A 19,546-nucleotide genomic window follows, 5' to 3' on the forward strand; every position below is an offset into this window, starting at 1 on the left:
GTCGCAGGTGTTGAGCCCTTGTCATCAGTTTTAAAATTGTTGGGAGATTGTTTGGGTGCAGGATTTGGAAATTTATATACGCGACCTTGAAGCCGGGGCAGTATCGCGCTGGTTGTCTGATCAATTAGGCCAGGTGTCGCTGGATGACGAGGTCATAACCGGTTTTGTGAAAGGTTACGCCCGTTACGATGGGCAGACGCTGTCGTTGTCGCTTTACCCGGGTGCTGGTGGCAAACGCTTTACGTGTCTGGTGATTGAGGGGCCATCGCTGCCCTGGAACAGCGATTTGGATTGCGCTCGCAGTGCTTGGCGCGCGATCGGTGGTGAGCTACGTTGCAGCCCGAGTAATTGGGCCGAAGGCGACGACGCCACTGAAGAGAGATGGTGGCGAATTGATGAGCGTGGTGAGCTTCCGGCCATATGGAATTAATAGAAAAGCGGAATTAGTAGAAGAGTGAATTAGTAAAAGAATAGAAAAAAGGGATGGGGCTTTTGGCCCCATCCCTTTTTTGTTCTAACAGCGAAGGAAAACGTGGTGTAGATTACTCGCTGAGAATTGACACGTTATCGGCCTGCAGGCCTTTGTCGGCGTCAATTACGCTAAAGCGCACCAGCTGACCCTGGCGCAAAACGCGGCGACCACTGCCACGAATAGCGCGGAAGTGAACAAAGATTTCATCACCGCTGTCGCGAACAATAAAGCCGAAGCCTTTTTTCACGTTGAACCATTTAACGGTGCCGTCTTCGTCGCCCTCAGGGGTGTTGTCGTCGAAGTCGTCATCGTCATCGTGGTGCATGTTACCGCTTTTTTGAGCCGGTACATGGGCACGACGAGGCGTTGCGGGTGCGCGAGGTTGAGCGGCTTTAGCGGGTGCAGCGACCGGTCGTTTGGTGCTGACCACAACGGTGATAAAACCAGCGATGGCAAATATCACCACGGCAATCACGTAAGCGGCAATGCCCTGGGCGCTGCCCAGAACGAAGGGGGTGCTGTTGGCCACGGTACTGGTTTCAGACTGGGACAGAATCTGGAACAGCTCCGGGGAAAAGGAAACCAGCAAAAAGCCGAGAATAAAGGGAGCGGGAATCGCGATCAATAAGGCAGCAACGATCGCTTTGGCTGGATTACGCATGTGAATTGAAAATCTCCTGAATGATAACGCTAACGATAAATAACCGGATATGGGGTAAAATGACACTTCCGGCTGCATGAAGGCGGCATCTTAACAGATAACGGCAGGAACTCACTAAAACCATGACGGATAAACGACTGGAACATCGGCTTGACGAGCTGGAAATGCGGATTGCGTTTCAGGATGACGTAATAAACACGCTGAGCGAGCAGATGGCGACTCAAGAGCTGGAGCTGCGTCAGCTGTGGGAAGCCAAACAGCTACTGCACAGGCAGTTGAAAGAAGTGTCTGGCTCTAACCTTCGCAGTGAAGAAGAAGAAATCCCGCCGCCCCATTATTGAAGCGGCAGAGCGTTAACGCTTTACATGGCCACTGTATGCGCCAGGCAAGGTACTTTTCAGGCCAATAACTCCACTAGAATTTCTTCGTAAATTTGCGACAAGGTATCCAGGTCGTCTGCGCTGACGCATTCATTTACTTTATGAATGGTCGCGTTTATGGGGCCCAGTTCCACCACCTGAGCACCCGTAGGCGCGATAAAGCGGCCGTCGGACGTGCCGCCAGACGTAGACAGCTCGGTTTCACGGCCGCAGACTCTGGCAATGGCCGCTGTTGACGCTGACACCAGCGCGCCTTTGTCGGTCAGAAACGGTCGGCCACTCAAATGCCACTGCAAATCGTAATTCAGCGAGTGTCTCCCCAATACTGCCACAACCCGCTCCTCCAGGCTTTCGGCGGTACTTTCCGTACAATAGCGGAAGTTGAAGTGCACCAGGCATTCGCCGGGAATCATATTGCTGCCGGTGCCTGCCTCTACCTTGGTAATCTGGAACGTGGTGGGCGGAAAGTAATCGTTGCCGTTGTCCCAGAATTCCTGCGCCAGATCGTGCAGCGCCGGAGCCACCTTATGTATTGGGTTTTCGGCCAGGTGCGGGTAAGCCACATGGCCTTGCACGCCGTGAACCGTCAAGTAGCCATGCAATGAGCCACGGCGGCCATTTTTGATCGTATCGCCCACATTAACCGTGCTGGACGGCTCGCCGATCAGGCACCAGTCGATCTTTTCGTTGCGGGCTTCCAGGGTTTCAATTACTTTTACCGTGCCATCACCAGCGGGACCTTCTTCGTCGCTGGTGATCAGCAACGCGATGGAACCGCGGTGGTTCGGGTGCTTGCCCACAAAGCGTTCGCAGGCGGTAACAAAGGCCGCCAGGCTGCCTTTCATATCAGCGGCGCCGCGGCCGTGCAGCATGCCGTCTTTTATAATCGCTTCAAATGGTGGAATTGCCCAGTTTTTCTCCGGGCCCGTGGGCACGACGTCGGTATGCCCGGCGAAAGCCAGGACAGGTTCTTCCGAACCTTTCCGAGCCCATAGATTGTCGGTGGTGCCAAAGCGCAGGTTTTCCTCGGCAAAGCCCAGGGGTGCAAGGCGCGACATCATCAGCGGCTGACAGCCGGCGTCGTCGGGTGTCACCGACGGCCGGCGAATCAGATCCATTGCCAGCTTTAGGGTCGGTGACAGGGCCTTGTTGGGTATAGCAGTCATAAAGGCCCCGATCAGTTGTTGGCGTGCAGTTCGTGGTTCAGCTCAATGGCCGACTTGTTGGTTTTACATTCTACTGCACCGTTTTCACTGTTGCGACGGAACAGCAGCTCTGACTTGTTGGCCAGATCGCGGGCTTTGATGACTTCCACCAATTTGCCTGCGTCGTCTAGCAGCGCCACTTTGGTGCCGGAGGTCAGGTACAAGCCGGCTTCTACGGTGCAGCGGTCGCCCAGGGGAATACCAATACCGGCGTTGGCGCCAATCAGGCAGTTTTCGCCCACTGAAATAATGATGTTGCCGCCGCCAGACAATGTGCCCATGGTGGAACAGCCGCCGCCCAGGTCAGAGCCTTTGCCTACCATTACGCCGGCTGAAATACGGCCTTCGATCATGCTGGTGCCTTCGGTACCGGCGTTGAAGTTGATAAAGCCTTCATGCATGACGGTGGTGCCCTCGCCCACATAGGCGCCCAGGCGAACTCGTGCGGTGTCGGCAATACGCACGCCCTGGGGCACTACGTAGTCAGTCATCTGCGGGAACTTATCTACCGATTTTACTTCCAGAGTGCGGCCTTCAAGGCGCGCTTGCAGCTGGCGTCCAGGAAGTTCGGCCAGATCAATGGCGCCTTCGTTGGTCCAGGCCAAATTTGGCAGCAGGCCGAATATGCCGTCTAGTTTCAGGCTGTGGGGCTTTGTCAGGCGGTGAGATATCAGCTGCAGCTTCAGGTAAACCTCGGGCGTGCTGCTGGCGGTATCGTCGGTTTCCAGTAAGGTGACGACGACTGGGCGTTCGCTGCTGGCGGCTTTTTCGGCTAACGAGGCCTGTTCGGTCTGGCCAATTTGACGCAGGCTGCTTGCCAGCTGGCTAAGTTGCTTGGTGTTGGCGCTGATGGCCTGATTGCCACCCTGAAAGTCTAGAACGCTGCGAACTGCGTCTAGCAGCGTTTCATCGGGGATTATCAAAGGCTGTTGATAAAAAACTTCCAGCCATTCGCCCTGATTGTTCTGTGTGCCAATACCAATACCGAATGCAAAGCTCATCGGGTGTGTGTTCCTGTTTTGTCAGTGAATTGTGTTTTGTGATGTCAGGCTAATGTCAGTGATTAAAGCGCGCTGCCCAGTCGTCGGCATTAAAGCCGACCGTCACCGCACCTTGAAACTCCACCACGGGCCGTTTGATGATAGAAGGGTTTTCCAAGATGACGTAATGGGCGGAAGCCGCATCGATGCCCTCACGAATGCCCTCTGGCAATTTGCGCCAGGTAGTGCCGCGGCGGTTTAGCAGGGCCTCCCAGCCGGCCGAATGCTCCCAAGCGGCAAGCAGCTCGCTGCTCAATCCGTCTTTTTTGAAATCATGAAACTGGTATTCAATGCGGCGCTCGTCTAGCCATTTTCGGGCCTTTTTTACCGTGTCACAGTTGCGGATGCCGTACAGTTTTATCACGAATTTGCTCTTACAAAAGCCACAATTCGCTCCGCAGCTTCGACGCACTCCTGCAAAGGCGCCACTAACGCCATGCGTATGCGGTTTTCACCCGGGTTGTAGCCATCCACAGTGCGCGACAGGTAACGTCCTGGAAGCACGTGTACATTTTGTTGCGCCGAAAGCTCACGGGCAAACACTTCGTCATTCATTCCCGCCGGAGTTTGCGGCCATAAATAGAACCCGGCGTCTGGAAAATCGACGTCCATCACCTGGCGTAAAATAGGCACGACGGCTTCAAACTTGGCGCGATAAGCGCGGCGGTTTTCTTTTACGTGCTCTTCGTCGCCCCAGGCGGCAATGCTGGCCAATTGGTTGTGGATGGGCATGGCGCAGCCGTGGTAGGTGCGGTATTTCAAGAAGCCTTCAAGAATGTGCGCATCACCGGCAACAAAACCAGAGCGAAGGCCTGGCAGATTGCTTCGTTTAGACAAGCTATGGAACACCACGCAGCGGGCAAAATCGTTGCGGCCAATGGCTGCGCACGTCTGCAGCAAGCCTTCAGGAGGGTTGGCTTCATCCGGGTAAAGTTCGGTGTAGCACTCATCGGAGGCCACAATAAAGTCGTGCTCATCAGCCAATTCAAGCACCCGGACCAGGGTGGCGCGTGGAATAACTGACCCGCTTGGGTTGCCCGGCGAGCATAAAAACAGAACCTGGCACTGCTGCCAGACCTGCGGGTCAATGGCATCAAAATCCGGAATGAAGCTATTGCTGCCGTCGCAGGCCAGGTAAACCGGTGTGGCACCGGCCAGGAAAGCTGCGCCTTCATAGACCTGATAAAACGGGTTTGGGCTGACCACTGTGGCTGCTTTGCTACGGTCGACCACCGCCTGCACCAGTGAGAAAATGCCTTCGCGGGTGCCGTTCACCGGCACTATATGGTGGGCTGCGGTTAGCGAGCCTGGTGCCAACGCAAAGCGTTTTGTGGCCCATTGGCTGATGGCTTCGCGCAGCTCGTCGGTGCCTTTTGTGGTGGGGTAGTTACCAAGCCGGGCTAGATTGTCTGCTACTACCTGCTTTATAAACTCCGGTGCAGGGTGCTTGGGCTCACCAATACCCAGGGAAATGGAATCCAAGTGCGCGGGCCCGGTCACGCCGGCTTTCAACTTTGCCAGTTTTTCAAACGGGTAGGGGTGAAGTCGGTCTAAATCGGGGTTCATCGAATGTTATCCAAAGTTTTACACAAGTCGTCCTGCAAGGCCTGGCAGGCAGCGGGGTCGCAAAGCGCGTTACCGTTCTCGTCGGTCACAAAGAATACGTCTTCCACTCGTTCGCCTAGCGTAGCAATTTTTGCGGTGGTCAGGCGTACCTTGTGCTCCAACAGAACCTGCCCTATCCGGGCCAGCAGGCCGGGGCGGTCGGGGGTGATTACTTCCAACACAGTGCGCAGATTAAAGCTGTCGTTAGACAGCAGTACCTCAGTGGGAAAAGCAAAGTGCTTCAACTGCCTTGGCGTGCGTCGGTGGATAATGTCCGGGTAGTCCTCGGGGTCGTCCAGTTCTTCAATCAGCCGACTTCTTACCCGTTCTTTGCGATCCGGGTCTATCCCCAGGGGTTGGCCGTGGTCGTCCAGCACCACGTAGGAGCTGATGGACCAAGGCCCGTCACTGGAGCTAATACGGGCATCCACAATATTCAGATTCAATTGCTCCAACACCGCAGTCGTGGCGGCAAACGAAGCGGTGCGGTTTTTCATATAAATGATGATCTGTGAATAACCGTCAGTCGGACCACCGCGGGTATCACGAATAAGCACCAGTGGGTCTGCATCATCGCCATGGCGGATAATGGCCGCGGTTTGCCAGGCGATGTCGATGGTGGAGTCCTGAAGAAAATAATCTTCGTCTACCGTGTTCCATAGATTATCAATCTGGACGTCGCTGAAATGCTGGGCGCGCAGAATCTCACGGGCCTCGGATTGTGTAGCGTTGACCCACTCCTGACGATCTATGCGGGTATCAGTGCCGCGGCGCAGAGCCCTTTCTGTTTCTACATACAGCTGCCTTAGCAGCGAGGCGCGCCACGTGTTCCAAAGTTTGGGGTTGGTGGCGCTAATGTCGCATACGGTCAGAATGTACAGGTAATCCAGGTGCGCCTGGCTGAGCACAGCGCGGGCAAACTCGTGAATGATGTCCGGGTCAGAAATGTCTTTGCGTTGGGCTGTCATCGACATCAGCAGATGATTTTCCACCAGCCAAGACGCCAGTTGGGTGTCGCGATCGCTCAGATGGTGGCGCTTGCAGAAGGCTTCGGCGTCAATAGCGCCCAGCTCTGAATGATCGCCACCGCGACCTTTGGCTACATCGTGATAGAGCCCGGCAATAAACAGAGTTTCCAGTTTTGGCAGACGATGAATCAGCCTTGAGGCTAGCGGGTAGTCTTCACTGTTGGTGGAGTTGTGCAGGCGCACCATGTTACGGATAACGCCCATTGTATGCGCGTCCACCGTGTAAATATGGAACAGGTCGTGTTGCATCTGCCCGATAATGCGGCCAAATTCCGGCAAGTATCGGCCCAGCACGCTGTATTTCTTCATGGTAACCAGAGTTTGATCGAGCTTGTCTGGCGTACGCAGCAGTTCCATAAACAACGATGTGACCGCCAAATTCGCGCGAAAGGCGTCGTCAATCAGGTGGCGGTGGGCCCGCAGTGAACGAATAGTGGTAGCGCGTATGCCGCGAATAGCCGGGTTCTGCGCCATTAGTACAAACAACTCCATAATCGCGAAGGGCGCGTAGGCGAATACTTGGTTGTTGATGGCTTCAATATAGTGATTGCGAATCTGGAAACGCTTGTTAATGGGCTGTATAACGTCTTCCTGTCCACTGCCCAAAATGGCCTCATCATAATGCTGCAAAATCACGTCGGTCAGCTCGGCCAGAGCCAACACTGCGCGGTAGTACGATTGCATCATCAGTTCAACGCCCAGGCGCTCGCCTTTATCCTGGAAGCCCAGCATATTGGCCAAGCCGCGCTGATAGTCAAATAGTAGGCGGTTTTCATTGCGTTTGGCCAGCAGCTGCAGCCCGTATCGAAGCCGCCACAGCAGGGTCTCACCCTTGCGCAGAACCTGGTGCTCGTCTTCGGTCAGCACGCTGAACTGGGTTAGGTCAGCCGTGCTGTGCAAGCCGAAGTGGCGTTTGGTTATCCAACCGATGGTCTGGATGTCGCGCAACGCGCCGGGGGCGCCTTTTATATTAGGTTCCAGATTGTATTCGGTGTTGCTGTACTTGGTGTGGCGCTCTTCCTGCTCTGCACGCTTGGCAATGAAATACTCGCGGTCGGTGCTTATTTCATCTGAGAAAGCCAACTCTGACAGTTCCCTGCGTAAATCGTCTGGCCCGGCGATGGTGCGGGTTTCCAGCAGGTTGGTCAGAATGGTGATGTCGCCGCGAGCGGCATCGGTACTTTCGTCAATGCTGCGTACGCTGTGGCCAATGTCCAGCTTCAAGTCCCACAACAGGGTAATGAACGCGCCAAGGTCATCACGCCATTCGGGGGCGGTGCCCGTGCGGGTCAGAATCAGCAAGTCAATGTCGGAGTAGGGGTGCAGCTCGCCGCGGCCGTAACCGCCCACGGCAATTAACGCCACGTTGTTGGAGCGCGCTAGCGGATAGCGATTCCAGATATGGAGCAACACGGTATCGACCGTGTCAGAGCGTGCTTTTACCAGTGCTCGAATATCCGCGCCCTGTTCAAAAGCGGCCGCGTCTGCCTGCTGTCGCTCCTGCAACAGCGTGCGGGCGGCGGAAACCGGTGAAGCGTCATGGCTAATGCGGTGTTCCAGCTCGCCCGCTGCCATTTAAAACGACTCTTCTTTGCGTTTGGTCAACACTTCATGACCGTCTGCAGTCACCAGAATGGTGTGTTCCCACTGGGCTGAAAGTTTGCGGTCTTTGGTGACCGCGGTCCATTCGTCTGGCAGCAGTTTGGTGTGGTACTTGCCTTGATTGATCATCGGTTCGATGGTGAAAATCATTCCTTCCTTTAGCTCCAGGCCTGTGCCGGCTTTGCCGTAATGCATTACCTGGGGCTCTTCATGAAACACCTGGCCAATGCCGTGGCCACAATAGTCACGAACCACAGAGAACCGGTGCTTTTCAGCGTGCTGTTGGATTACATGGCCTATATCGCCAAGGCGTGCCCCGGGCTTAACCAGTTCGATACCTTTATACATGCACTCTTGGGTAATCTGGATCAAGCGCTCGGTGCCGGGCTTGGGTGTACCAACCGCCCACATTTTACTGGTGTCGCCGTGGTAGCCATCTTTTATAACGGTGACATCAATATTGATGATGTCACCGTCTTTCAGCACTTTTTGCTCGGTGGGAATGCCGTGGCAAACCACGTGGTTCACCGATGTGCAGATGGATTTCGGGAAGCCCTTGTAGTTCAGCGGCGCCGGAATAGCTTGCTGCACGTTCACAATGTAGTCGTGGCAGAGCTGGTTTAGATGTTCGGTGGTCACGCCGGGTTTGACGTGCTCGTGGATCATCTCCAGAACTTCCGCGGCCAGCTTTCCGGCTACGCGCATTTTTGCTATGTCTTCCGGGGTCTTAATGGTGACCTGCATCAGCTTTCCTATTAAAATAAATGAATCAAGCTGCTATTTTAAGGCTCATGGGCACAAGGTACAACTTCAGAGAACAAGCGGCTTCAGCACAAAACTAATGGCATTGTGCGCCATAAATATGGTATAAACGCGCCCGCTGGAAACGAATCCAGCAAATTCACACACGAGTCGACACGTTGCTCCAGGGTGCCTGCGGTTGTTGAAACCGCACATAGGTTGGTGCAATCGGATTCGTGGAGGTCTAACCCGAAGTCACAAGGTAACTATAATGGCTCAAGTACATATGCGTGACCTGCTTAAAGCAGGTGCTCACTTTGGACACCAGACCCGCTACTGGAATCCAAAAATGTCGAAGTACATCTTCGGCGCCCGTAACAAGATTCACATCATTAACCTGGAACAGACCGTTCCGGCTATGAACAATGCTCTTAAATTCGTTGCGCAGCTGACCGAGAACAAGAACAAGATTCTGTTCGTAGGTACCAAGCGCGCCGCTGCGAAGATCATTAAAGAGGAAGCAGAGCGTTCAGGTCAACCTTTTGTGAACCACCGCTGGTTGGGCGGCATGCTGACCAACTACAAAACCATTCGTCAGTCGATTCACCGCTACCGCGAACTGCAAGCGCAGAGCAAAGACGGTACTTTTGACAAGCTGACCAAGAAAGAAGCGCTTGAGCGCAGCCGCGAAATGGACAAGCTTGAGCGTTCTATTGGTGGTATCAAGGATATGGGCGGCCTGCCCGATGCCTTGTTCGTGATAGACGTTGACCACGAGCGTATCGCTATCAAGGAAGCCAACAAGTTGGGTATTCCTGTTATTGGTGTGGTTGACACCAACAGCAACCCTGACGGTGTTGATTATGTAATTCCGGGTAACGATGACGCCATCCGCGCTATCCAGATTTACGTGAAAGCGGTTGCCGACACCTGCCTGGAGTCGGTCAACGTTGGCGCAGACGAGTTTGTTGAAATTAGCGAAGAAGCTCCAAGCGCAGCACCTGCTGCAGAATAAGGCTTGAGTGCCTGCTGTAGAATAGAGCTTGAGAGCAACGCTTGATTTGCTCTGAGATTCAAAGCGTGCCCGGACAGGTTCCGGGCAGGTTTTCCTACCGAATTCGGAAATTTTAAGAGGACCCGACATGGCTGCTATTACCGCTGCAATGGTCAAAGAGCTGCGTGAGCGCACCGGCCTTGGCATGATGGAATGCAAAAAAGCTTTGGTTGAATCGGAAGGCAGTGTAGACGCCGCGATTGAAGAGCTGCGCAAATCATCTGGCCTGAAGGCTGCTAAAAAAGCCGGCCGTACCGCCGCTGAAGGTGTTTCGCTAATCAAGATTTCAGACGACCACACCGTGGGCCTGATTTTGGAAGTGAACTCCGAAACCGACTTTGTTGCCCGCGATGATAACTTCATCAATTTCGCCAACGAAGTGCTAGAAGTTGCGTTCAAAAAGAACGAAACCGACGTTGCTGTGTTGATGGCGGGCGATCTGGAGTCCAAGCGCGAAGCGCTGGTCCAGAAAATCGGCGAAAACATCAGTGTACGTCGCATTGTGCGCATTGAAGGCGCGGTTGTGGGCGGCTACGTTCACAGCACCAACAAGATTGCGGCCGTGGTTGCTTTGACCGCAGGTGACGCAGAGCTGGCCCGCGATATCGCCATGCACGTTGCTGCGGTAAACCCGCGCATCGCCAAGCCTGAAGACATGCCGGTTGAAGAGCTGGAGCAAGAAAAGGCGATCATCAAGGCGCAGCCGGATATGGCAGGCAAGCCGGCTGAAATCGTTGAAAAAATGATGGGCGGTCGCATCAAGAAATACTTGGCTGAAAACAGCCTGATTGAGCAGCCATTCGTTAAAAACCCGGAGCAAACCGTGGGTCAGCTGGTGACAGCGGCCGGTGGCGAGCTGATTGGTTTCCTTCGAGTAGAAGTAGGCGAAGGCATTGAGCGGGAAGAAGTTGACTTTGCTGCCGAGGTTGCTGCCGCATCCGGTATCAACAAAGGCTGATTTCAGCTTCGGAAGCTGCCTGATTGATCGGTAGCTTCGTTCAAGTCTGCCACGTTAGCCGGTTTTCCGGCTCTCGTGGCGGGCTTGTATCTGAGATGTCCCTTTTTTTGCCGAGGGTTATGTCAAATACAAGCCTGCCGCATCGCGCCGCCGCTTTGCGCTGCAGCCAATAGACCAGAAGGGGATCCGCATGTCGACAACGTTCAAAACTCAGCCCAGATACAAGCGTATCCTGTTAAAGCTCAGCGGTGAGGCCCTGATGGGTGATCTTGGTTTCGGTATTGATCCCAAGGTTCTGGACCGCATGGCGCTGGAAATTGGTGCGCTGATTGGTATTGGTGTGCAGGTTGGCCTGGTAATTGGTGGCGGCAATCTGTTCCGTGGCGAAGCCTTGAGCGCTGCTGGTATGGACCGCGTTAGCGGCGACCACATGGGCATGTTGGCCACCGTAATGAACGGTCTGGCCATGCGTGACGCCCTGGAACGTTCCAACATCCGCACCCGTGTTATGTCTGCCATCCCCATGAGTGGTATTGTGGAGCATTACGATCGCCGCCGCGCTGTGCGCGATCTTAAAGATGGAGACGTGGTTATTTTCTGTGCAGGTACCGGCAACCCCTTCTTTACTACCGATTCTGCGGCCTGCTTGCGCGGTATCGAAATTGAAGCCGACGCGGTGCTGAAGGGCACCAAGGTAGACGGCGTGTATTCAGCCGACCCCTACCTGGACAGCACGGCGGTAAAATACGATTCTCTGACTTATGATGAAGTATTGGATAAAAAATTGGGCGTGATGGACTTAACAGCCATCTGTCTGGCGCGCGACCACGGTATGCCGTTGCGGGTATTCGATATGAATAGCCCCGGCGTTCTGACCCGCATCGTGACAGGCGAAAAAGTAGGTACTCTTATTGAATAACCGATTGAATAGTTGATTGACTGATCGATCGGACAGTTGATTGAATAATCCGGCAGGGTCCGGTTTTACGAAAAAATCGAGGGTTGGCAAGTGATTAACGAGATCAAAACGGAAGCTGAAACCAAAATGACCAAGAGCATCGAAGCTCTGGCGTCAGCGTTTAACAAAATCCGAACCGGCCGCGCGCATCCTTCCATTCTGGACAGCGTGATGGTGAACTATTACGGCCAGGAAACGCCGTTGAGGCAGGTAGCCTCGGTAACTGTGGAAGACAGCCGTACATTGACGGTGTCACCTTGGGAAAAGAACATGGTTCCGCAGATTGAAAAGGCCATCATGACCTCTGATTTGGGTCTTAACCCGTCAACCAGCGGTGATCTTATTCGGTTGCCTATGCCGATGCTGACCGAGGAAACCCGTAAAAATATGGTCAAGCAGGCCCGCGCTGACGCAGAACACGGCCGGGTTTCAGTGCGCAACGCCCGTCGCGATGCCAACAGCACGTTAAAAGAGCTGCTGAAAGACAAAGACATCAGCGAAGACGACGAGCGTCGCGGCGAGGAAGAAGTGCAAAAACTGACTGACCGCTTTATTGCGGAAGTGGAAAAGTTCTTGAAAGCCAAAGAAGAGGATTTGATGGCGGTTTGATGCCGGCATCTTGAGGATACAACACTCACGGTTGCCATAAGGCGCGGTGGCCGCACAGGGGATCTTATGACCGCAACTGTTTCCGCAGCAATTCCGGAATCGGCACCAAACCGGCCCAAACATGTTGCCGTTATCATGGACGGTAACAATCGTTGGGCCAAGGCCCGACGTCTTAAAGGTGTGGCCGGTCACAAGGCGGGCGTTGACGCCGTCCGCGCCGTGGTGGAAACCTGTGCCCGCGAGGGCGTTGAGGTTGTTACTCTGTTTGCGTTTTCCAGTGAAAACTGGCGCCGCCCGCAAGACGAAGTCTCCGCATTGATGAAACTGTTTGTGTTTGCGTTGGAGCGCGAAGTGCGCAAACTGCATCGCAACAACATTTGCTTGCGTCTTATTGGTGAACGCTCGGCATTCAGTCCGCTGTTACAGAATTTGATGGCGAAAGCCGAAACACTCACCGCTGACAATACAGCGATGACTCTCGTCATCGCCGCCAATTACGGTGGCCAATGGGACATCACGGAAGCCACGCGTAAAATTGCCAGAAAAGTCGCAAGCGGTCAATTGCAGCCATCGGATATAACCGAAGACCTGATTCAAAGCCACTTGAGCTTGGGTGATTTGCCTACGCCAGACTTGATGATTCGTACCGCCGGCGAACAGCGCATAAGCAATTTTATGTTGTGGCACCTGGCGTATACCGAGTTCTATTTCTCGCCGGTTTTTTGGCCGGACTTCAAGCAACCGCAGATGCAGGAAGCGCTGGCCGTTTACGCCGCAAGGCAAAGACGTTTTGGCCAGACGGATGACCAGGTTGCGGCCCGATCGTCGCTCTGATAACACAGCAAGAGCAGGTTCACTGTGCTTAAAACCCGAATAATTACTGCGCTGATTCTGGCGCCCATTGCTATTGGTGGCGTTTTCTTTCTGCCACCTGTGGGTTTTGCGATTTTTACCGCCGCGCTGATTGCCCTGGGTGCCTGGGAATGGGCCAATATGGCGGGGCTTATAAATCAGCCTGCACGCGTTGGCTACAGCGCCGCTGTATTGCTGTTATTGGCGGCTCTATACACAATGACTGCACAGGGTGTGCTCTGGTTAGCGTTGCTTTGGTGGCTGGCCGGTTTTGGTCTTGTGGCGTCTTATCCCAAAAATTCTGCGCGTTGGGGATCTGTTTCTGCACGGGCGACCATGGGCCTGCTGGTGTTGGTGCCGGCTTGGGTTGGCTTGAATTATTTGCGCAACGGCGAGTTCAAATTTGCGTTGACCGATAACAACCTGTTGTTGATTCTGTATGTGTTTGCGCTGGTGTGGGTGGCAGACATTGGAGCGTATTTTTCTGGTCGTAAATTTGGCAATGCCAAGCTAGCGCCTCGGGTCAGTCCGGGTAAATCCTGGGCCGGAGTCTGGGGCGGCTTGGCAGCGGTTGCGGTTTTTGCACTGGTGGTCAGTCAAACACTTGGCGCCGGGGCTGGGCAATCGGTTGCTTTGATTATTGTTTCCGTTGTGACCGCCGTTGTGTCGGTGCTGGGTGACTTGTTCGAAAGCATGCTTAAGCGCTTTCGCGGCATTAAAGACAGCAGCCGGTTGCTTCCCGGACACGGCGGTATTATGGATCGCATAGACAGTCTGACTGCGGCTATACCCATATTTACCCTGCTTGTTATTCAACTTGGTTGGCTTAATGTTGGGCACGTCTCTTGATGCAACGCCGTCATCTATCAGTACTGGGGGCCACCGGCTCTATCGGTTTAAGTACGCTGGAAGTAGTGCGTCGTCACCCACAGCGTTTTTCAGTGTACGCTCTGACAGCTTGCTCAAGCGTTGAAGCAATGGCTACTTTGTGCCGTGAATTTGAACCAGCCATTGCGGTAATGGCTGATGGGCCGGCGGCTGAAAAATTACGCGAGGCCTTGTCTGACTTACCGCATGTAAGAGTGTTGGCCGGTGAAGCCGGCCTGAGTGAGGCGGCGACTAGCCCGGGAGTTGATACGGTGATGGCGGCCATTGTGGGTGCGGCTGGTTTGCCGTCGACTCTTGCCGCGGTGCGTGCTGGTAAGCGAGTTTTACTGGCCAACAAAGAAGCGCTAGTGATGTCCGGGCGCTTGTTCATGGACGCTGTAGAGGAATCGGGCGCTGAATTGCTGCCCATTGATTCCGAGCACAACGCCATATTTCAGTGCATACCGGCCGGCCGTATTCGCCAGCCCGATGCCGCGGGCATCACCCGTATTTTGCTGACCGCCTCAGGCGGGCCTTTCCGTGAAATGCCAGCGGCGGACATGGCACTGGTAACGCCTGAGCAGGCATGCGCCCACCCCAACTGGTCCATGGGTCGAAAAATATCTGTTGATTCTGCCACCCTTATGAATAAAGGGCTGGAGTTGATCGAAGCCTGTTGGCTGTTCAATATTTCGCCGGAAAAAATTGAAGTGCACGTTCATCCGGAGAGTATTATCCACTCTATGGTTGAATACGCCGACGGCTCGGTACTGGCGCAGTTGGGCAGTCCGGACATGCGTACGCCGATTGCTAACGGCTTGGCCTGGCCAGAGCGTATCGATGCTGGCGTAGCACCGCTAGACCTGTTTGCTATTGGCCGACTTCACTTTGAGCGCCCTGATACCAAGCGTTTTCCGTGTTTGCGCCTGGCCGCAGAAGCCTTTAAAACAGGAGGTACCGCACCGGCAGTGCTCAATGCCGCCAACGAGGTCGCGGTGGAAGCTTTTTTACAGGGCAGGGTTCGCTTTACTGACATCCCCGCTATCATAGGTCAAACCTTATCCGCCGTTGCTGCCGTTCCGGCCGACAGCTTTGACATAATTTTCAGTAAAGATTCTGAAGCGCGGCAGTTCGCCTACGCCTGTGTGACAAAACTGGCGTGCGAAAAGTAGAGTCGGATTTTTACGATAGCCATCATTCCAAGGGGCGCTATGCAAATCATTGAGACCATTCTTTCGCTGGTGCTAACGCTGGGTATTCTGGTGACCATCCATGAATACGGGCATTTCTGGGTAGCCCGCCGTTTTGGCGTAAAGGTTCTGCGTTTTTCGGTGGGCTTTGGGAAACCTCTGTGGTCTTGGTATGACCGCCATGGCACTGAGTTTGCCGTGGCTGCGATTCCGTTGGGTGGCTACGTAAAAATGCTGGACGCCCGCGAAGGTCCGGTGTCGCCGGAGCTGATCGATCAGGCTTTTACCTCGAAGTCGCCGTATCAGCGGATTGCAATAGCGGCTGCCGGCCCCGCAGCCAACTTTATATTTGCCATCGCCGCTTACTGGCTGCTGGCGGTGGTCGGCGTGACCACGGTTGCGCCTATTGTTGGTTCGGTAACACCGGGCTCAGTGGCTGAGCGTGTAGGCCTTGCACCAGGTATGGAGTTGACGGAAGTTGACGGTCACGGTGTTAGCTCTTGGCGCAGCGTTAACATGCGCCTGCTGGAGCGCGCCGGCGAACATGGTACAGTGAGCTTCGCGATAACCGGCGGCCAGGGCCAAGGCTTATTACAAGGCGAATTGGGCGGGTGGAGTCTAAGCACCGACACTCCAGACCCACTTGGCGAATTTGGTATCGTGCCCAACCGCCCGGCTATACCGCCGGTGCTGGGGGTGATCTCTGCAGGCGGCCGTGCCAGCGCTGCCGGCCTTCAGTCGGGTGATCGCATAATCGCGGTAGATGGCGATCCAGTCGAAGACTGGTTTGGCCTGGTTGAGCATATTCGCAAATCGCCAGAGCAGAGCCTGGTGCTGCGTTTTGAGCGCGAAGGCGCCGAACGCATGCTGAACATTGTTCCCGCGGCAAAAACCGCAGACGATGGTGAAACCATTGGCTTGATCGGGGCCGGTGTTCAGGTACCGGAGTGGCCGGAAAGCAGCCTTCGCGAAATTAGCTATGGTCCGCTGGCGGCGTTTCCGGTTGCGGTTGAAGAAACCTGGGCAGACACTCGCTTGACGCTGGTCGCTATCAAGAAAATGCTGACCGGATTGTTGTCGCCAAGCAACCTGAGCGGGCCTATTACCATTGCCCTTGTTGCCGAAGCCAGCGTGAGTTCCGGATTTGAAGATTTTGTGCGGTTTTTGGCCTATTTGAGTGTCAGCCTTGGCGTGCTGAATCTGCTGCCAGTGCCGGTGCTTGATGGTGGTCATATTTTGTACTACACGATCGAGGCGATCCGTCGTAAACCGGTGTCTGAGCAGGTGCAGGCCATTGGATTACGAATTGGTATGGCTTTGATACTGACTTTAATGGTGTTTGCCCTTTACAACGACCTTATGCGGTTGTGAGAATTGCGGCCCCTTAGCGCATTAACCAGGCGAAATATTTGAATGAGACTTACTCTTCTAGGTTTAGCCGTTGGCCTGACAGTGGCCACACTCGGCATGAAACCCGCGCTTGCGGACACATTCACAATATCGGACATTGAAGTTGAAGGCCTTCAGCGCGTATCTGCGGGTACGGTTTTTGGTTCCTTCCCGATCAACATTGGCGAACAGGTTGACGGCGCCGAGCTGGCAGATGCCATAAAGTCGCTGTTCCGTACAGGCTTGTTTACAGACATCCAGGCCAGCCGTGATTCTGGTGCGCTGATTTTGACCGTGCGCGAGCGCCCGTCGATCAGCGCCATCAAAATTGACGGCAACAAGAATATCGAAACGGATATTCTTAAAGACGCGCTTTCGGGGGCAGGCCTCGAAGAAGGCCAGGTTTTCCGCCGTGCAACACTTGAACGGCTAGAGCTGGAGATTCTGCGTTCGTACATTGGCCAAGGCCGGTATAATGCTCGCGTTAAAGCCATGGCCAATGAGTTACCCAGCAACCGCGTTGATATCAGTCTTGATATTAACGAGGGCAGTGTTGCCGCGATTCATCACATTAACTTGGTTGGTAACCTGGAATATAGCGATGATGAGCTAAAAGACCTGCTTGAGCTGCAAAGCACCGGCTGGTGGAACTCTATTACTAACTCTGACAAGTACGCCCGAGAGCGTTTGAGTGGCGACTTGGAAACCCTTCGGTCGTTTTACCTAGACCGCGGTTTTCTGGATTTCAGCGTAGAATCCAGCCAAGTGTCCATATCGCCAGACAAGCAAAAGGTGTTCATCGTTATCGCACTGAACGAAGGTCGCCAGTACACGCTGTCTGACATTCGCTTACGCGGCAACCTTATTGTACCGGAGCAAGAATTGCTTGATCTGATCCCGGTAAAAGTGGGCGATGTGTTTTCGCGTGCCCAGATGACTGCTATTTCCGACAGTTTGTCATTCCGTCTGGGTCGGGAAGGCTACGCGTTTGCTGATGTGAACGCGGTACCTGAAACGTCCGAAGACGGGACCGCAGCGGTGACCTTCTTTGTCGAGCCGGGCAAACGCGCTTACGTGCGCCGGGTGAACTTCTCGGGCAACGTGTCCACTCGCGACAATGTGTTGCGCCAGGAAATGACCCAGATGGAAGGTGGCATTGCGTCCACTGACCGGATCGAATACTCCAAGGTTCAACTTGAGCGCCTGGGCTTTTTCAAAGGCGTAAATGTGGACACCGTGCCGGTGCCAGGCACAGATGATTTGGTAGACGTAAACTACAGCGTTGAAGAGCAGCCCACCGGTAGCCTGTCTGCCTCTGTTGGTTTCTCTCAGGATTCCGGTATTATCCTTGGCGCCAGTGTTTCTGAAAATAACTTTTTCGGAACTGGTAAGCGGGTGTCGTTTGGGGTAAATCTTAGCGACTCTGTCAAGAGTGCCAATGTGTCTTACCTCGATCCGTATTATACCGTTGACGGTGTTAGTCGCGGTTTCAGTGTGTTTGCCCGTGAAACGAACTACGAAGAAGAAGATATCTCGTCCTACCTGTTGGATGAATACGGTGCGCGCGTTACTTTCGGCTATCCCATTGATAGCATCACGCGCTTGAATTTCGGCGCCGGTTACACCCTGTCAAAAGTGAAAGAGGGTATCTTCAGTGCTCAGGAAGTGAGAGATTTTATTGCCGAAGAGGGTGATGCCTTCAATAACTTTTTCTTGTTCGGCAGTTGGCGACAGAGCACCTTGAACCGCGGCGTTCTTCCTTCGGATGGTTATAGCCAATCGCTGTCGCTAGACGTTGCGGTGCCGGGTAGTGATCTGACCTTCTATAAGGTTGGGCACAAAACCGACTTCTACTTCCCGTTGACCGACTCCCAGCGCTGGGTTCTGCGTACCCGCACCGAAATTGGCTACGGTGATGGTTATGGTGACCGTACCGTGATGCCGTTTTATGAGCATTACTATTCTGGCGGTTTTGGATCGGTTCGTGGCTTTCGAGCCAACTCTCTGGGTCGCCGCGCGCAGAATAGCAATCCGCTGGACCTTTCCGATCCCGATCCTTTCGGTGGTAACCTGCTCACAGAAGCGGGTGTGGAGCTGATACTGCCAACACCTTTTGCTGGCGATACTCGCTCAATGCGCACCTCGATATTCCTTGATGGCGGCCAGGTATTCGACACAGATCGTGATTTTAGCCCGAACCTCGGTGAAGTACGTTTCTCCGCGGGTATCGGCTTCCAATGGATTACCGCGGTAGGTCCTCTGGCGTTCAGCCTGGCTAAACCGTTGAACGACGAACCTGGTGACGATACCCAAGTATTCCAGTTCTCATTGGGTCAGACGTTCTAGCATGTTTTCAAACGAGATTTATCATAAAAATGAAACAAGGAGAAAATCGATGCCCCGCATAACCTTGATTGTGGCTGCTGCCGTAATGGCGCTGTCGTTTCCTGCCATCGCCGACACCCGTATTGGTGTGGTGGACCTGCGCCAGGCCTTGTTTGCGTCGAATAGCGCAAAAATCTTCAGCGAAAAATTGCAGCAGGATTTCGCCGGTGACGAAGTAGAGGTCCGTGAAGCGCAGGAAAAAGCGCGGGCGATGCAGGACCGTCTGCAAAAAGACGGTGCCATGATGAATGACAGTGAGCGGGACAAACTGGCCGGCGAGTTCCAGCAGACCGTGCAACAGTTCAATGCCATGAAGCAACGCCTGGACACTACCGTGTCACAGCGCAAGCAAGAGTTCCTTGAAGCGGCCCGCCCGCAGGTGGATGTGGCGGTTAAAGAACTGCTGGACGAAAACGACTTGGATTTGATTTTACCGAGCGAAGCCGTGGTCTACGTGAAGCCTGATTTGAATCTGACCGAGCAGCTTCTGGAGAAATTGAACCGTTAAGTCGGGTTGCTATGAACCCTTACTTTAACGGCGTAGTTCCAG

The 19,546-nt window shown here is 54.1% G+C and carries 19 protein-coding genes; 12 read left to right on the forward strand and 7 right to left on the reverse strand.

Going from position 1 to position 19,546, the window contains the following annotated elements:
* The first annotated feature begins 55 nt into the window (after positions 1–55).
* Positions 56–430, forward strand: coding sequence for a hypothetical protein (locus tag ABA45_RS05965; protein ID WP_048384728.1), 375 nt, complete (start codon positions 56–58; stop codon positions 428–430).
* Between the two features lie 112 nt (positions 431–542).
* Here the strand turns inward: ABA45_RS05965 and ABA45_RS19670 are convergent, their stop codons facing one another.
* Complete coding sequence (locus ABA45_RS19670) at positions 543–1,133, reverse strand: cold-shock protein (protein ID WP_048384729.1); 591 nt, start codon at positions 1,131–1,133, stop codon at positions 543–545.
* Positions 1,134–1,255: 122 nt separating this feature from the next.
* On the opposite strand from ABA45_RS19670, the gene ABA45_RS05975 reads away from it, so the two are divergent.
* Complete coding sequence (locus ABA45_RS05975; protein ID WP_048384730.1) at positions 1,256–1,474, forward strand: SlyX family protein; 219 nt, start codon at positions 1,256–1,258, stop codon at positions 1,472–1,474.
* Positions 1,475–1,530: 56 nt separating this feature from the next.
* On the opposite strand, the gene dapE is transcribed toward ABA45_RS05975, so the two are convergent.
* From dapE to map, 6 genes are read right to left on the reverse strand one after another with little or no spacing between them, the layout of a single operon-like run.
* Positions 1,531–2,679: a succinyl-diaminopimelate desuccinylase gene (dapE, locus tag ABA45_RS05980; RefSeq protein WP_048384731.1), complete on the reverse strand. Its 1,149-nt coding sequence runs from the start codon at positions 2,677–2,679 to the stop codon at positions 1,531–1,533.
* Between the two features lie 11 nt (positions 2,680–2,690).
* The gene (dapD, locus tag ABA45_RS05985) at positions 2,691–3,719 is read right to left on the reverse strand and encodes a 2,3,4,5-tetrahydropyridine-2,6-dicarboxylate N-succinyltransferase (RefSeq protein WP_048384732.1); all 1,029 of its coding nucleotides are present in this window, start codon (positions 3,717–3,719) and stop codon (positions 2,691–2,693) included.
* 55 nt (positions 3,720–3,774) lie between these two features.
* Positions 3,775–4,119, reverse strand: coding sequence for an ArsC family reductase (locus tag ABA45_RS05990; protein WP_048388737.1), 345 nt, complete (start codon positions 4,117–4,119; stop codon positions 3,775–3,777).
* Positions 4,119–5,324: a succinyldiaminopimelate transaminase gene (gene dapC / locus ABA45_RS05995; RefSeq protein WP_048384733.1), complete on the reverse strand. Its 1,206-nt coding sequence runs from the start codon at positions 5,322–5,324 to the stop codon at positions 4,119–4,121. The genes ABA45_RS05990 and dapC overlap by 1 nt, the downstream gene beginning before the upstream one ends.
* Entirely contained in the window at positions 5,321–7,966 is a 2,646-nt protein-coding gene (locus tag ABA45_RS06000) for a [protein-PII] uridylyltransferase (RefSeq protein WP_048384734.1), read from the reverse strand. The genes dapC and ABA45_RS06000 overlap by 4 nt, the downstream gene beginning before the upstream one ends.
* Positions 7,967–8,737, reverse strand: a complete 771-nt coding sequence (gene map / locus ABA45_RS06005) for a type I methionyl aminopeptidase (RefSeq protein WP_014870448.1) — start codon at positions 8,735–8,737, stop codon at positions 7,967–7,969.
* Positions 8,738–9,005: 268 nt separating this feature from the next.
* Here map and rpsB point away from each other — a divergent pair, with 268 nt between their 5' ends.
* From rpsB to ABA45_RS06055, 10 genes are all read left to right on the forward strand, one after another.
* Positions 9,006–9,749 carry a 30S ribosomal protein S2 gene (gene rpsB, locus ABA45_RS06010; protein WP_048384735.1) on the forward strand — a complete coding sequence of 248 codons (744 nt, stop codon included), beginning with the start codon at positions 9,006–9,008 and terminating at the stop codon, positions 9,747–9,749.
* Between the two features lie 127 nt (positions 9,750–9,876).
* Positions 9,877–10,746 (forward strand): translation elongation factor Ts, encoded by an 870-nt coding sequence (tsf, locus tag ABA45_RS06015; protein WP_048384736.1) that lies wholly within the window; start codon positions 9,877–9,879, stop codon positions 10,744–10,746.
* A gap of 190 nt (positions 10,747–10,936) precedes the next feature.
* Complete coding sequence (gene pyrH, locus ABA45_RS06020; protein WP_014870451.1) at positions 10,937–11,665, forward strand: UMP kinase; 729 nt, start codon at positions 10,937–10,939, stop codon at positions 11,663–11,665.
* A gap of 90 nt (positions 11,666–11,755) precedes the next feature.
* Complete coding sequence (frr, locus tag ABA45_RS06025; protein ID WP_048384737.1) at positions 11,756–12,313, forward strand: ribosome recycling factor; 558 nt, start codon at positions 11,756–11,758, stop codon at positions 12,311–12,313.
* Positions 12,314–12,379: 66 nt separating this feature from the next.
* A complete protein-coding gene (gene uppS / locus ABA45_RS06030; protein ID WP_048384738.1) occupies positions 12,380–13,147 on the forward strand; it encodes a polyprenyl diphosphate synthase in 768 nt (255 codons plus the stop codon).
* A gap of 24 nt (positions 13,148–13,171) precedes the next feature.
* Complete coding sequence (locus ABA45_RS06035) at positions 13,172–14,014, forward strand: phosphatidate cytidylyltransferase (protein WP_048384739.1); 843 nt, start codon at positions 13,172–13,174, stop codon at positions 14,012–14,014.
* On the forward strand, positions 14,011–15,204 hold the full coding sequence (ispC, locus tag ABA45_RS06040; protein ID WP_227506144.1) for a 1-deoxy-D-xylulose-5-phosphate reductoisomerase: 1,194 nt from the start codon (positions 14,011–14,013) through the stop codon (positions 15,202–15,204). The genes ABA45_RS06035 and ispC overlap by 4 nt, the downstream gene beginning before the upstream one ends.
* Positions 15,205–15,243: 39 nt before the next feature.
* Positions 15,244–16,593 carry an RIP metalloprotease RseP gene (gene rseP, locus ABA45_RS06045; protein WP_048384741.1) on the forward strand — a complete coding sequence of 450 codons (1,350 nt, stop codon included), beginning with the start codon at positions 15,244–15,246 and terminating at the stop codon, positions 16,591–16,593.
* A 42-nt stretch (positions 16,594–16,635) separates the two neighbouring features.
* A complete protein-coding gene (bamA, locus tag ABA45_RS06050; protein WP_048384742.1) occupies positions 16,636–18,957 on the forward strand; it encodes an outer membrane protein assembly factor BamA in 2,322 nt (773 codons plus the stop codon).
* 49 nt (positions 18,958–19,006) lie between these two features.
* The gene (locus tag ABA45_RS06055; RefSeq protein ID WP_048384743.1) at positions 19,007–19,504 is read left to right on the forward strand and encodes an OmpH family outer membrane protein; all 498 of its coding nucleotides are present in this window, start codon (positions 19,007–19,009) and stop codon (positions 19,502–19,504) included.
* Positions 19,505–19,546: the final 42 nt, after the last annotated feature.

Source organism: Marinobacter psychrophilus (assembly GCF_001043175.1).
GTDB lineage: Bacteria > Pseudomonadota > Gammaproteobacteria > Pseudomonadales > Oleiphilaceae > Marinobacter > Marinobacter psychrophilus.